This window comes from Isoptericola luteus (genome assembly GCF_020297055.1).
GTDB classification, from domain to species: Bacteria; Actinomycetota; Actinomycetes; order Actinomycetales; family Cellulomonadaceae; genus Isoptericola; species Isoptericola luteus.
Map to the genome: position 1 here is coordinate 43,634 of NZ_JAIXCQ010000015.1, position 13,961 is coordinate 57,594.

General features: G+C 69.3%; 9 protein-coding genes. 4 read left to right on the top strand and 5 right to left on the bottom strand.

The features are described 5' to 3' along the window. The first annotated feature begins 28 nt into the window (after positions 1–28). Positions 29–226: an SPOR domain-containing protein gene (locus LEP48_RS16795; protein WP_225566724.1), complete on the top strand. Its 198-nt coding sequence runs from the start codon at positions 29–31 to the stop codon at positions 224–226. 24 nt (positions 227–250) lie between these two features. Here the strand turns inward: LEP48_RS16795 and panB are convergent, their stop codons facing one another. After that, the gene (gene panB, locus LEP48_RS16800) at positions 251–1,099 is read right to left on the bottom strand and encodes a 3-methyl-2-oxobutanoate hydroxymethyltransferase (protein WP_225566725.1); all 849 of its coding nucleotides are present in this window, start codon (positions 1,097–1,099) and stop codon (positions 251–253) included. A 117-nt stretch (positions 1,100–1,216) separates the two neighbouring features. Here panB and LEP48_RS16805 point away from each other — a divergent pair, with 117 nt between their 5' ends. The 3 genes from LEP48_RS16805 to LEP48_RS16815 all read left to right on the top strand — a co-directional run bounded on the left by LEP48_RS16805 (position 1,217) and on the right by LEP48_RS16815 (position 7,088). Then, the gene (locus LEP48_RS16805) at positions 1,217–2,554 is read left to right on the top strand and encodes a glutamine synthetase family protein (protein ID WP_225566726.1); all 1,338 of its coding nucleotides are present in this window, start codon (positions 1,217–1,219) and stop codon (positions 2,552–2,554) included. A gap of 10 nt (positions 2,555–2,564) precedes the next feature. After that, complete coding sequence (locus LEP48_RS16810; RefSeq protein ID WP_225566727.1) at positions 2,565–5,882, top strand: bifunctional [glutamine synthetase] adenylyltransferase/[glutamine synthetase]-adenylyl-L-tyrosine phosphorylase; 3,318 nt, start codon at positions 2,565–2,567, stop codon at positions 5,880–5,882. A 132-nt stretch (positions 5,883–6,014) separates the two neighbouring features. After that, positions 6,015–7,088 (top strand): DUF808 domain-containing protein, encoded by a 1,074-nt coding sequence (locus LEP48_RS16815; protein WP_225566728.1) that lies wholly within the window; start codon positions 6,015–6,017, stop codon positions 7,086–7,088. Positions 7,089–7,581: 493 nt separating this feature from the next. On the opposite strand, the gene LEP48_RS16820 is transcribed toward LEP48_RS16815, so the two are convergent. From LEP48_RS16820 to LEP48_RS16835, 4 genes are all read right to left on the bottom strand, one after another. Further along, on the bottom strand, positions 7,582–8,346 hold the full coding sequence (locus LEP48_RS16820; protein WP_225566729.1) for a helix-turn-helix domain-containing protein: 765 nt from the start codon (positions 8,344–8,346) through the stop codon (positions 7,582–7,584). Positions 8,347–8,577: 231 nt separating this feature from the next. Beyond that, positions 8,578–9,751 (bottom strand): IS3 family transposase gene (locus LEP48_RS16825; protein WP_225566730.1). Its coding sequence is split into 2 segments (ribosomal slippage): positions 8,578–9,471 and positions 9,473–9,751, totalling 1,173 coding nucleotides; the frame shifts between segments, so codons are not numbered across the junction. Between the two features lie 403 nt (positions 9,752–10,154). Further along, the gene (locus LEP48_RS16830) at positions 10,155–13,037 is read right to left on the bottom strand and encodes a hypothetical protein (protein WP_225566731.1); all 2,883 of its coding nucleotides are present in this window, start codon (positions 13,035–13,037) and stop codon (positions 10,155–10,157) included. Beyond that, positions 13,012–13,686, bottom strand: a complete 675-nt coding sequence (locus LEP48_RS16835; RefSeq protein WP_225566732.1) for a hypothetical protein — start codon at positions 13,684–13,686, stop codon at positions 13,012–13,014. Before LEP48_RS16835 ends, LEP48_RS16830 begins: the two co-directional genes overlap by 26 nt. Between the last annotated feature and the right edge of the window lie 275 nt (positions 13,687–13,961).

Sequence of the window (13,961 nt, forward strand, 5' to 3'; positions counted from 1 at the left end):
GGGCCCCATCTTGGTGCAGGATCGAACCATGAGCGACAAGAGTCCGGTGCAGTACTGGTACAACACCTCGACCGGGCAGGTCGAGGAGGGCACGGAGCGGTCCAGCTGGACGAACCGGCTGGGGCCGTACCCGACCAGGGAGGCCGCCGAGCGGGCCCTGGACACGGCCAAGCAGCGCAACGACTCCTGGGAGGAAGAGGAGGCCGACTGGCGCGGTCACGCCTGACGGACCGCGCCGGCCGGCGCCCCCTCAGCTCTCGAAGGAGTGCGCGGCGTCGGGGAACGTGCCCGCGCGCACCTCGGATGCGTAGTCCTCCGCGGCCTGGCGCAGCGCCGTGCCCAGCTCGGCGAACCGGCGCGCGAACTTCGGCGTCCAGTCGGTCATGCCCGCCATGTCGGTCCAGACGAGCACCTGGCCGTCGGTCACGGCGCCGGCGCCGATGCCGATGGTCGGGATCCGCAGGATCTCCGTGGCCCGCGCCGCGACCTCGACCGTGGTCATCTCGAGGACGACGGCGACGGCCCCCGCCTCCTGGACCGCCAGCGCGTCGGCGCACAGGGCCTCCGCCGCGTCGTCGCCGCGCCCCTGGACGCGGTGCCCGCCCAGGGCGTGCTCCGACTGCGGCGTGAAGCCGAGGTGCCCGAAGACGGGGATGCCCGCGTCGGTGATCGCCCGGATCTGCGCGGCGACGGTGCGGCCGCCCTCGAGCTTGACCGCGGCGGCGCCGGTCTCCTTCATGAGGCGTACCGCCGTGCCGAGCGCCTGCTCCGGGCCGGCCTCGTACGAGCCGAACGGGAGGTCCACGACGACGAGCGCGTGCGGGGCGGCGCCCGCGACGGCGCGCGCCGCGGGGATCATGTCGTCGACCGTGACGGGCAGCGTCGTCGTGTGCCCGTGCATCGTGTTGCCGATGGAGTCGCCCACGAGCAGCAGGTCGATGCCGGCGGCGTCGAAGACGGCGGCCGTCAGCGCGTCGTAGGCGGTGAGCATCGTGATCTTGGTGCCCTGCTCCTTCGCCTGCGCGAGGTGGTGGACCCGGTAGCGCCGTCGCCGAGGGGCCGCGGCGTCCTGAACTGCGTTGTCACCTGGTGTCGCCATGGCCGATAGCGTATGCCAGAGGTGCGCGGCCTCGGCTTCGCGCCCTCACCGCCCGGCTCGACGCCGACGTCGGGCGTATGTCATCCGCCATTAACACTTCTCGTGCAGGATGGGCTCATGGACAGGCAGCAGGAGTTCGTGCTCCGCACGGTCGAGGAGCGCGACATCCGCTTCATCCGCCTCTGGTTCACCGACGTGCTCGGGATCCTGAAGTCGGTGGCGGTCGCCCCGGCCGAGCTGGAGCAGGCGTTCACGGAGGGCATCGGGTTCGACGGGAGCTCCATCGAGGGCCTCACCCGCGTGTACGAGGCCGACATGATCGCCAAGCCGGACCCGACGACGTTCCAGGTGCTGCCCTGGCGCGGGGAGCGGCACGGCACGGGGCGGATGTTCTGCGACATCCTCACGCCCGACGGCGAGCCCTCGCTCGCGGACTCGCGCAACGTCCTCAAGCGGACCCTCGCGAGGGCGAGCGACCGCGGGTTCACCTTCTACACGCACCCCGAGGTCGAGTTCTACCTGTTCAACCAGCTCTCGTCGTCCGACGACCCCCTGGTGCCGGTCGACAACGGGGGCTACTTCGACCACCTGGCGAGGGGCAGCACGCACGACTTCCGCCGGGCCGCCATCACGATGCTCGAGTCCATGGGCATCTCCGTGGAGTTCTCCCACCATGAGGCAGGGCCCGGGCAGAACGAGATCGACCTGCGCTACGCCGACGCGCTGACGACGGCGGACAACCTCATGACGTTCCGCACCGTCGTCAAGGAGGTCGCGCTGGAGCAGGGCGTGTTCGCGTCCTTCATGCCCAAGCCGATGGCGGACCAGCCCGGCTCGGGGATGCACACGCACCTGTCCCTGTTCGAGGGCGACCGCAACGCGTTCCACGAGCCGGGGGCACAGTACGAGCTGTCCAAGACCGCCCGCCAGTTCATCGCGGGGCTGCTCGTGCACGCCGCCGAGATCACGGCGATCACGAACCAGTACGTCAACTCTTACAAGCGCCTGTGGGGCGGTGCCGAGGCGCCGAGCTACATCAGCTGGGGCCACAACAACCGTTCCGCGCTGGTGCGCGTGCCGATGTACAAGCCGGGCAAGGGCAACTCCTCGCGCGTCGAGTACCGCGCGCTCGACTCCGCGGCGAACCCGTACCTCTCGTTCGCCGTCCTGCTCGCCGCGGGGCTCAAGGGCATCGAGGAGTCGTACGAGCTGCCCGAGTCGTCCGGGGACGACGTCTGGGAGCTCACGGACCGTGAGCGTCGCGCGCTGGGCATCGCCCCGCTGCCGCAGTCGCTCGACGAGGCCGTCGACCTCATGGAGTCCTCGGAGCTCGTGGCAGAGACGCTCGGCGAGCACGTCTTCGACTACGTCCTGAAGAACAAGCGCCAGGAGTGGGACGCGTACCGGGCGCAGGTCACGCCGTACGAGCTGCGCCGGTTCCTGCAGAACCTCTGAGGGGCGGGTCGTGAGCACGGCGTCAGGTGCCGGGAGGCAGGCGACCCTCACGCGTCGTCTGCTGCAGGCGGGCTTCGCCGACCTCACGCGGTCCGCGGGGCTGTGGGAGGACGAGGCTCTCCAGGCGGCGCTCCCGCCCGACGGCGGCGACGTCGTGCTGGCGGCGCTGGGCGGCGCCGCGGACCCGGACCTCGCGCTGCTGCAGCTCGTGCGGCTCGCGGAGTCCGTCGGCGACTCGGCGCGGCTGGGAGCGGTGCTGGCGGCCGACGACGGGTCGCCGGACGCGCAGGTGCGGGGCCGGCTGGTCGCCGTCCTCGGCGCGTCGTCCGCGCTCGGCGACGAGATCGTTCGCCGGCCGGAGCTCCTCGCGGTGCTGGCCGGTGACTTCCCGCGCACGTCGCCCGCGCCGGCCGACGACGGCCCCGGCCCCGGGGAGTCCGGTCCCGGGTCCGGCTCCGGGCCGGGCTCCGTGCAGTCGGTGCAGTCCGCGGACGAGCCCGGCGCCGACGGGGCCCGCACCGACGACGCCGCGGTCTTCCTCGCAGCAGGTGACGTCGCCGCCGGTGCCGGACCTGCTCCCGACCCCGCCCTGGTGCGGTCGGAGCTGCTGCGCGCCGTGGGCGCCGACCCGGCGGACGGCGTCCCCGTGGCGGCGTCGCCCGACGGCGAGCCGGGCGTCGCCTGGCCGGACGCGGCGGCCCCGACGACGACGGACGCGCTGCGCCGCGCCTATCGCGCGCGCCTGCTGCGCATCGCGGCCGCCGACCTCACCGCTCCCGACCCGCTCACCCGCCTACCCGCAGTGGCCGCCGCGCTCGCCGACCTCGCCGCCGCGGCCATCGAGGCGGCGCTCGCCGTGGCCCGCGCGGAGGTGGGCGAGCCCTGCGCAGGCGTCCGCCTCGCCGTCATCGGCATGGGGAAGACGGGCGGGCGAGAGCTCAACTACGTCTCCGACGTCGACGTCGTCTACGTGTGCGAGCCGGGCGAGCGCGCGGACGGGAGCACGCCGTCCGAGGACGAGGCCCTGGCGGCCGGCACCCGCCTGGCGTCGGGGCTGCAGCGGGTGTGCTCCGGGGCCTCGGGGGAGCCCGCGCTGTGGCAGGTGGACGCCGCGCTGCGACCGGAGGGCAAGCAGGGTCCGCTGGTGCGCACGCTGGACAGCCACGTCGCGTACTACGAGCGGTGGGCGGAGACCTGGGAGTTCCAGGCGCTCCTCAAGGCGCGCCCGATCGCCGGGGACGCCGACCTGGGGCGCGCCTACCGGGAGGCCGTGGACCCCTTCGTGTGGTCGGCCGTGCACCGCGACAACTTCGTGGAGGACTCCCGGGCGATGCGCCGGCGGGTGGAGGACCACGTGCCCCCGGCCGAGGCGGACCGGCAGATCAAGCTCGGCAAGGGCGGCCTGCGCGACGTGGAGTTCACGGTGCAGCTCCTGCAGCTCGTGCACGGGCGCACCGACCAGAACCTGCACTCCCCGCATACCCTGAGCGCGCTCACGGCGCTCGCCGCGCAGGGGTACGTCGGCCGCGATCACGCGGCGCGGATGAGCGTGTGCTACCGGTTCCTGCGCGCCCTCGAGCACCGCGTGCAGCTCTTCCGGCTGCGGCGCACGCACCTGCTGCCCACGGCGGAGGAGGACCTGCGGCGGCTCGCGCGGTCCCTGGGCATGCGGTCCGACGGCGCGGCCGGGCTCCTCGAGCGGTGGCGCGCCACCCGTCGCGAGGTGCGCTCGCTGCACGAGGAGGTCTTCTACCGGCCTCTGCTGCCGGCGTCGGCACAGCTGTCCGACGACGAGCTCGCCCTGGCCCCCGACGCCGCTCGGGAGCGCTTCGCCGCGATCGGCTACCGCGACCCCGACGGGGCGATGCGCCACGTCACGGCCCTCACCGCGGGCACGTCCCGGCGGGCGGCGCTGCAGCGCCAGCTGCTTCCTGTGCTGCTCGGCTGGTTCGCCGAGGGCGGGGACCCGGACGCGGGCCTCCTGGCGTTCCGCAAGCTGTCGGAGGACCTGGGCGCGACCCCTTGGTACCTGCGGCTGCTGCGCGACTCGGAGAACGCCGCCTACCACCTGTCGCGGCTGCTGTCGTCGTCGCGATACCTGGCCGACGCCCTCGCCCGATCCCCGGAGTCGGTGCAGTGGCTGGCGGACATCAAGGGTCTCGAGCCGCGGGGCCCGCAGCGCCTCGCCGGCGAGGCGGACGCCGTGCTCACGCGTGCCGAGGAGTCCGAGCCCGCCGCGACGCGCCTGCGTGCCGTGCGCCGTCGGGAGCTCGCGCGCACCGGTGCCGCCGAGGTGCTGGGCCTGATCGACGCCGTGGACGCGGCGGCCGCGATCTCGGACGCCGCCGACATGGTGCTCGTCGGCGGGTTGCGCGTCGCCCGGTTCGCCGCGCGCGAGGAGCTCGGGCTCGGCCAGGACCCGGCCGCGGACCCCACGCGGATGCTCGTCGTCGCGATGGGACGCCTCGGCGGGCGGGAGATGGGCTACGGCTCGGACGCGGACGTGATGTTCGTGCACGACCCGGTGGCCGGGGCGGACCCGCAGGCCGCTCAGGAGTTCGCGCAGCTCACGGCGACCCGGCTGCGGTCGCTGCTGTCCGCCGTCGGGAAGGAGCCGGCGCTGCCCGTGGACGCTGACCTACGCCCCGAGGGGCGGCAGGGGCCGCTGGTGCGCACCCTCGACTCGTACGCCGAGTACTACGAGCGGTGGTCGAGCGTGTGGGAGTCCCAGGCGCTGCTGCGAGCGCGGCCCGTCGCGGGCGACATCTCGGGCGCGGAGGACGACGCCACCCTGGCCGCCCGGTTCACCGCGCTCGCCGACCGCGCGCGCTACCCGGTCGGCGGGCTCGACGAGGGCCGGCTGCGCGAGGTGCGCCGGATCAAGGCGCGGGTGGAGGCCGAGCGCCTGCCCCGCGGCGCCGACCCGTCCCGGCACCTCAAGCTCGGGCGTGGCGGCGTCTCGGACGTCGAGTGGACGGTGCAGCTGCTGCAGCTCCAGCACGCGCACGCGGTGCCGGCGATGCGCACCACAGGCACGGTCACGGCGCTGGACGCCGCGCAGGCCGCCGGGCTCGTCGACCCCGACGACACGTCGTGCCTGCGGGACGCGTGGTACTTCGCCTCCCGGCTGCGTTCCGCCGTCGTGCTGTGGTCCGGCCGGACGACGGGCGCGCAGGTCGACATCCTCCCGCACGACCGGCGCGAGCTCGCCGGCATCGCCAACCTCATGGGCGACGTCGGCACGGGCGCGGAGCTCGAGGACCTGTACCTGCGCACCGCGCGCCGGGCGAGGTCCGTCGTCGAGCGGGTCTTCTACGGCGAGGAATGACACGTCCGGAGCGTGGCTCCGGTCGGGCCGCGGGCCCCGGATGCGGCACGATAGGCGCATGCGCACCTCTCCGACGCTCGACCACCTGAGCGCCTCCGCACGCCGCCGCTCCGCGCCCGTGGTGGTGACCGCGTGAGCGCAGGGCTGCTCGGGCTGCTCGACGACGTCGCGGCCATCGCCAAGCTCGCCGCGGCGTCCATCGACGACGTCGGGGCCGCAGCCGGGCGCGCGACCGCGAAGGCAGCGGGCGTCGTCGTCGACGACACCGCCGTCACCCCGCAATACGTGCACGGTGTGGCTGCGGACCGCGAGATCCCGATCATCAAGAAGATCGCCTGGGGCTCGATCCGGAACAAGGTGCTGTTCATCCTTCCGGTGGCCATGATCCTCAGCCAGTGGGCGCCGTGGCTGCTGACGCCGATCCTCATGGTCGGTGGCACGTACCTCGCGTTCGAGGGCGCGGAGAAGATCTGGGGCCGGCTGCGCGGGCACGAGGGGCACGCCAAGCCCGCCGCGACGGTCGGGCCAGAGGCCGAGAAGGCGCTCGTCGCCGGTGCCGTGCGGACCGACCTCATCCTGTCGGCAGAGATCATGGTCATCTCGCTCAACGAGGTCGCCAGCGAGCCCTTCTTCTCCCGTCTCGTCATCCTGCTCGTCGTCGCGCTGGTCATCACCGTGATCGTCTACGGCGTGGTCGCGCTCATCGTGAAGATGGACGACGTCGGGCTGGCGCTCGCGGGTCGGAGCTCGGAGCTGAGCCAGCGGATCGGCCGCAGCCTCGTCTCCGGCATGCCGAAGGTGCTCGCGGTGGTGTCCGTGGTCGGCACCGTCGCGATGCTCTGGGTCGGTGGGCACATCCTGCTCACCGGCGCGGACGAGCTCGGGTTCCACTGGCCGTACGAGGTCGTGCACCACCTCGAGGAGGCGGCCGCCCATGCCGTCCCCACGATCGGTGGGTTCCTGGCGTGGTTGGTGAACACGCTGTTCTCCGCTGTCGTCGGGCTCGTGGTCGGCGCCGTCGTGGTCGCCGTCATGCACGTGCTGCCGTTCGGCCCCAAGCACGCCGACGAGCACCACGCCGACGAGCACCACGCCGACGAGCACGGTGCCGAGCCCGTGGCCGGCCCGGACGCCGTGGCCGGCCCGGACGCAGGGACCGGCCCGGACGCAGGTCCGCGCGCGACGCCGGGGCCTGACGAGCGCTGAACGAACCCCTTGCGGCGTTGGTCCGAATAATCTTGTTCGCGTAAAACGCCTGGTCAGGGAGATTTTTTCGTTTCAGCGCTATAGCCTCGGGCATGCACCTGAAGCTTCAGCCGGCGGTGGCCTCCTGCACCGGCGGCGCGAGCACCGGGTGTGTTCCTCGGGGTCCCACCGCACCGCACGTCGCGAGGCAGCGGCGCAGCTCGGGGGAAGCGAGCGACGCCGCAGCCGGAGTCGTGCGGGTGGGGCCTCGTCCGCGAGGCGGCCGGGTGCCGGGACGGCACCCGGCGCCTCGCGGGACCGTTCGGCCGGAACTGCCGCGCCGCTCCCACTACGTCGCCGAGCCTGCGATGGATCCTATAGAGCTGGGTCATCAGGCCGCCCACCAGCGTCCAGCTCGCGGCCGGGGGAGCCTCGGCCAGCTCTGCGACGCCAGGCCTTGGAGCTGGCCAGCCGCCGGGCACGGCGGTGACCTCGATGGTGGTGCGTTCGGCGCTCATCGGTACGTCTCCAGCAACTCGCCCAGCGCTCGGCGACCGACGCCCCGGAGCCGCGGATCGGTGCTCGTAGCCGCGTCGAGGGCGGCGGCGACGGAGGTGTCGACCAGCCCATGGACACGGTCGAAGTCGAACGCGGTCACTCGCAGGGTCACGGCGCCGCCGGCGTCGGCCCGTAGGCCGAGGGTTTGGACGAGGTCATCGAGGTCGTGGGCGGCGACGTAGCCGTCGATGCCCTCGCCCACGGTGTCGGTGACTCCGAGTGCTCGCATGTCGACGAGGGCGGCGACGTCACGGAGCCGGGGAATCGCCGCACGATGGGCCGCGTAGATGCGGACCTGGGCACGGTCGCGCATCCGAGTCAGGAGGCCGTCGACTTCCCGCGCGGCAGCGATCTTGCGCAGGTTCTGTCGGAGCCGGGAGGTTTGGCCGGCTCCCAGCCAGGCGGCGTCCTGACCTGCGAGCAGGGCTACCGCTGCCCATGCGGTGTGTTCCGCCCACGCTCTGGTGCGGCCCTGGCGCTGCGACTGGCGGTAACGGTCGACCGAGGCGGTGTCGATCAGCCCGCGAGCAATCCGGCTGACCGCGCCGGAGTCGGCCAGTCGGCGGGCGTGACGAGTCGACACCCCGAGGGCGTTCGCCGTCTCTTCGATCGTGAGGAACTGGTGGCCAGCCATAACAGATAATGTCCCATACCGGACGTAATCTGTAACGCTGGAGGTGGTCCGCAAGATCAACCACTGAAAGCGGAAAGAGCCGAGCAACGCACGGTCCCGTGAACCAGGGCCAAGTCCGGACAGACCCGACACGAGTCCTGCAAGCCCGTCGCGCAGGCGTCTGCCCTCTCGATCCATACCGGTGCGAGCAGGTCGAGCTCGGACATGCAGAGATCGTGCGCTGGGACCTCTTCGAGACAACTGATCGACATTCGATCACACACCGATCGCACACGAGAACAAGAAGGGGACTGCTGCACGGATAGGTGACAGCGGTTGTCAGGCGGCGAGTGCGACCTGAGTGGTGATGATGGCTTCGTACTCGATCGGGGTCAATCGTCCGAGGCGCGCTTGGCGGCGTCGGCGGTGGTAGGTGCGTTCGATCCAGGTGATGATCGCGATCCGCAGTTCGGCCTGGGTGGTCCAGCGGCGGCGGTCCAGGACGTTCTTCTGCATCAGGGCGAAGAAGGACTCCATGGCGGCGTTGTCGCCGGCGGAGGCGACCTGGCCCATGGATCCGACCAGGTCGTGACGGCGCAGCGCCGCCAGGAATTTCCGGCTTCGGAACTGGCTGCCTCTGTCGCTGTGCACGATGCAGCCGGCTACTTCACGACCCTCGATGGCCCGTCTGGCGACGGCGTTCTCAAGGGCGGCCACGGCCAGGGAGGACTTCATGCGGTCGCTGATGGAGTACCCCACGATCCGGTTGGAGTACACGTCCTTGATCGCGCAGAGGTAGACCTTGCCCTCGCCGGTGGGGTGTTCGGTGATGTCCGTAAGCCACAGGGTGTTCGGTTCACTGGCAGTGAAGTCGCGTCGCACGAGGTCGTCGTGCGCGGGCGGGCCAGGCTTCTTGCCGCCCTTGGTGCCCTTCGGCTTGCCGAACACCGACCACCAGCGCCCATCGCGCACGAGTCGCCACATCGTGCGGTCGCACGCGCTGTGACCGGCGTCGCGGGCCTCGTCACCCAGGAGCCGGTACCCGAACTCGGGGTCGTCCCGGTGGGCGTCGAACAGGGCGTTGGCGAGGTAGGCCTGTTCGAGCTCTGTGGCGGTGACGGGGTTGGCGAGCCATCGGTAGTAGGCCTGGCGGGCGAGCTTGAGGACCCGGCACGTCACCGTGACGGGGACACCGTCAGCAGCAAGTTCACGGACGAGCGGGTAGGTCATTTCCCGGCAGGTGCGCCTGGGCGAAGTACGCCGCCGCACGGCGCAGGACCTCGTTCTCCTGCTCCAGCAGGCGGACCCGCTTGCGGGCTTCGCGCAGCTCGGTCGACTCGCTCTTCGTCACGCCGGGCTTGGCGCCGTCCTCGACATCGGCCTGGTGCAGCCAGTTGCGCAGGCACGACTCGCTGATGCCGAAGTCCTTCGCGACCTGCTTGACCGTGGACTCGCCCTGGCGGGCGATCGCCACGACGTCGTCGCGGAACTCCTTGGGATGGGGTCTGGGCACGGTGAACATCCTTCCAGCAGCACCCGCAGGCACCACAGGTCAGGTGTCACCTAACCGTGCAGCAGTCCCAGTTCTATTGGCGACCGGGACCAGGGCTTGTGCGGCGTTCCGATGCTCCGGCGTCCGGTGCAGGCTAGCGTTCCGGGATGATGCGCTGCCATCAGCACCCGGAACGGGAGCGCGCCCGAGCTGAACTGTGCCGTGGGCAAGTGTCCCGCCTAGTTCCCGCCAGAGAACGCGAAACGGCGGCCGACGCTGGCAATCGTGCTGCTACGTTCACGCAGGTCAGCCGCCGTTCGTCGACTTCAGCGGGGCCACGAACCCCTGTCCTAGGGCTGGTGAGACATCACGTGCTGACCGGCGGAGACGCCTCCCGTTGGTGGCTGGTTGCGGTGACCCAACGTCAGGGCGTTGACGTCTTGGCGTCTGGTAGTGCACTCAGAATCGCGATGACGCGCCGTTCGAGGTCGATTTCCCCTCGCTCACCCATGTGGTTCATCAGGGATCGTGCATCGGCTTGGAGCTCGGGGTCAGACGTCCTGAGAGCTGCGGCGATCACCGGTGCTAGCGCGTGTGTCCGCAGGTCGTAGTCTTCGCGGCCTGATGTTTCGGCGGGGGCTAGGAGCATTGTCAGCGCGTCAAGGGCAACGCGTGGAAGCTCGGCGGCGGCCGCAGCCATTTGCTCGCCGATCATTCCGTTCGTAGGCAGCTCGCCATACAGTTCAAGCGCCTCCACCAGCCTGGGGAGCCACCATGAGGCTGGGAACTTTCCACTCCTGACAAACCAGTAGAAGTCCTTGAGCTCTGCCTTGTCCTCGGCGTGGGACGCGACGTGACGAACCCGCTCGTCCCAGAGCTCGGCGAGCCGGTCGCGGATAGCGTCGTCGACCGCCTCGGCGTGCATAAAGGACCAGGCGGTATGCCCGATCGCGTCGCCGCGGGTCTCGGCGTCGGCTCGCGTATAGAACTCGGCCCGCAGCGGGTCATCGTCGCCGATGTCTCCTCGAATAATCGCCTCTATCACCCACTGGCCGATTCGTTGCTGCGGTGAGACATCGTTGCCCCACCCGATCGCGATTTGCTCGGTGCTGTCGAGTGCGGCGATCATCGGGTCCGACAGAAGCTGATAGAGATCTCGGTGGTAGTAGTGCATGGCAATCGCAGTTGTCAGCGCGACCTGCTGATTCCGGTCGATCGCTGATCTAGTGCCGAAGTACATGGCCAGGTTCTCTTCAAGCCAGTCGCGGGCATGGTTGAACAATCGTCCGAGTCCCTCGCCGAGCACTGCTCGGGAGCCTCCCCGAGGGTCTTCCAGAGAGAGTTGCTCGCGGAGCGCCTCGAGCACCCTGGCGCGCCACTTGTGGCCTTCCCCCATGCCCACGAGATAGACGAGACCACGGAGTAAGATAGGCCACTTCCAGTTCAGCGAGACCATGAACGGGTCCCACCCAGACTCCTCGCCGACTGCACTGACGTATTCATCCCATGCGGAAGTTCCGGATGCAGCGGTCAAGAGGTAATCCGCCAGTTGGTCTAGCTGATACTCCGGAAGTTTCGTAGCCGAGGAGTTTGACGCCAGGTGGGCCAGGAATCGGATCGCGACCTTCTTCGCCTCTGTAAAGTCGGGATCGTCATCGAAGCGTCCCCCTTCAGCGGGGAGACGAGACTCATCGGAGTGGCCGAGGATGTCCCCAGCCAGAGCCAACGCTTGCTCCCAAGGAAGGTCAAGCCCGGCCTTGCGTGCTCCCTCCCAGCCGCTGAGGACGGCCCGCAGGTAGGTAGGGCGCAATCGCTGGACGAGGTCTCGCTGTCCAGCCAATGCCCGAGGATTGCTGGTGACGACTGCTTCAAGCACTCTCGCTTGCCCCTCGTGGGACGGCTCAGGTCCCCAACCGTCACCCTCGTAATGCCAGCCTTCCAGATGGGCTACGAGCTCCATTGGCGCAAGAGCGGCCATCTCCTCCTGAGAGATTGGGCTGTTCGGGCCGGTCCAACTGGAAGTCTGAAATGTGGGACGCATCGGGTCATCGACGATCCCGGCTTCAGCGTCTAGCTCGTCCAGTTGCTGACGGAGTGGCTTCGGGAGAAGATCACGTCCAACTCCGGCCAACACGCGGTGCCGCCATCGCATATCCCATTGAGCGATCTGGTCCTTAATCTCTTCGTCTGACTCACCCTGAGCACTCAGGTTGCGCGTGATTCGCGCTGCCGCCTGCTCGGTCGCGTGGCCTGACGCCAACACGCCTTCTAGCGGGTCAAGTTCAGCAGGAGAGACGGTGCCTAGCGTGCGGAGGAGCCTAATGAAGTCCGAGACGGCGAGTTGGTCGCGGGACTTGGCATCCAGCATGAGTTCGCGCGCGACCGAGACTACGTCGGAACTCACGGTCTCGTTAGCCACCTGGCGCTCGAGGACCTCCGCGACCGCATAGAGCGAGATGCGGCGCACGATAAGGATGGGATTCCGATTGAGGTCCGCCCACGCCGCTGCCGGATTCTCCTCGAGCCGATCTACCGCTGCGTCGCGCACAGCATCGATCAGCGCGTCCTCGACCTCGTGGTAGTTGTTCCGTCTGCTCGAGATCTCCGATCGCCCAAAGCCGCTGTGGTCGTAACCCTCGCCGATGTTCCGTTTGTGCTCTTCGTAGAGGGTGAGCCAAGGAAGTATGGTCTTCAGCGCGTTGTCCCCGAGGGCGCGGGTCACCCTCGGGAGTTCGTGCGAGTACCAATGAGCCTTCAACTCCGTCACGGGGTCCCCGCTAGTGCCCTCGTCATCAGTTGGTCGGAGCAGCTTGTTGGCAAGCGAAATGCCGAACTTCGTCTCGCCTCCTTCCAGCAAGTTGACGGTGAAGGACACGAGATCCCGCGGGTCGGTGCGCCACCCGTAGCCGGTGTCTTCCCAGCCGTCGATAGCGGGCTTCAGTTTGGCTGCGATAGCCGCGGGCATGCGCGAGCCAGCAGAGAATGCGATTCTTTGGACCCAGGGGTTGGTACTTCCTGCAAGCGTGACGAGAACGCCGGCCACCTCCGCCGGAACGTGTTCCGCCATCTCGTCCAGATAGCTGGCTTCAGGCCAGTATCGCTCGCGAACGACACCATCGCTTCCCACCTCCGGCTCGGGCGGACTGCTGAATGCTCCGGCATCAGCGAGCGGTTTGACCCAGAGCGGATTCTTGAGCCCCTCGTAGAACGCTCGACGGAGTTGGAACGAGGTCAGCCTGCGCAGCGCGGTCTGGACCTGCTCTGCCGTCGGAGCTTGATGCTTAGCCACCGTTGTCGCCTCCCTCATCCAGCCTATTGGCTTCGGCGAGCAGATCCTCGATCGCGCGCAGGCTGTCGAAGAACTCGGCGCGCTTTGCGTCCATCAGGACTTCGACCGAGTTAATCCGGAATACTAGATCATCGTCCGTGGGAAGAGCGTCAACGTCGCTCTGCTCGCCATGGAGGTGTGCCCATTTCACGAAGTAGTTGTACGCCGCGTACCACTCTCGGACGGCGGGGTGCTTCGTGTCGCCATCGTCGGTGAGGAAAACGGCGATGTCGGCCAGAAATCGCCCGTCCTCCGAGACTGCGGCACTGACCAGCTCATCCAAGAGGCGTGCGATTTCCTGCGGAACTGGAACGTTCTCGGCGTTCTGGGTGAGATCAAGAGCAGGGTACTTCGCCACGACGCTCGGGAGTTTCCTCACAAAGTTGTTGCTTCGTGCGCGCCTCTCGTCGCGCCCGACGGCTGAAATTGCTTCCGGGAGGTGTTTCATTACTTCCCGCATCGAGTGGCAGATGTGCGACACCCGCGTCCGCTCGTCGCCTGGCTTTGCGGCTTCCGCGAGCAACTTCAGAGCGGCCCGGTACATGCTCGCCAAGTCCGGACGCTTTTCCTCCAGCCAGTCGGCGAGCCGGGCTTGGCGATCGGCATGGGTCGACACTGATCCGCTCATTCCTCATCGTCGGCCTCGGGTTCAGGCGGCACCCGCGCAGCGCAGCCTCGAGCGTGGGCGCGGTGTAGATCGCATTGAGCTCGCGTCTGGCGGCCTGCAAGTTTTCTCGAGGCGTACCGCAGCATGTTGCGCACTGGGTACACCTGGCCAGGGCGTGGTGATCCGCCTCGGGAAGCCCCCGCAGGCCGTTGCAGCACACGATGCACGCGTCGAGAATCCCACAATTGCGTAGTTCTGTCAGCATGCTTGTTCACTGCGTGGCTCCGTTACCGCCG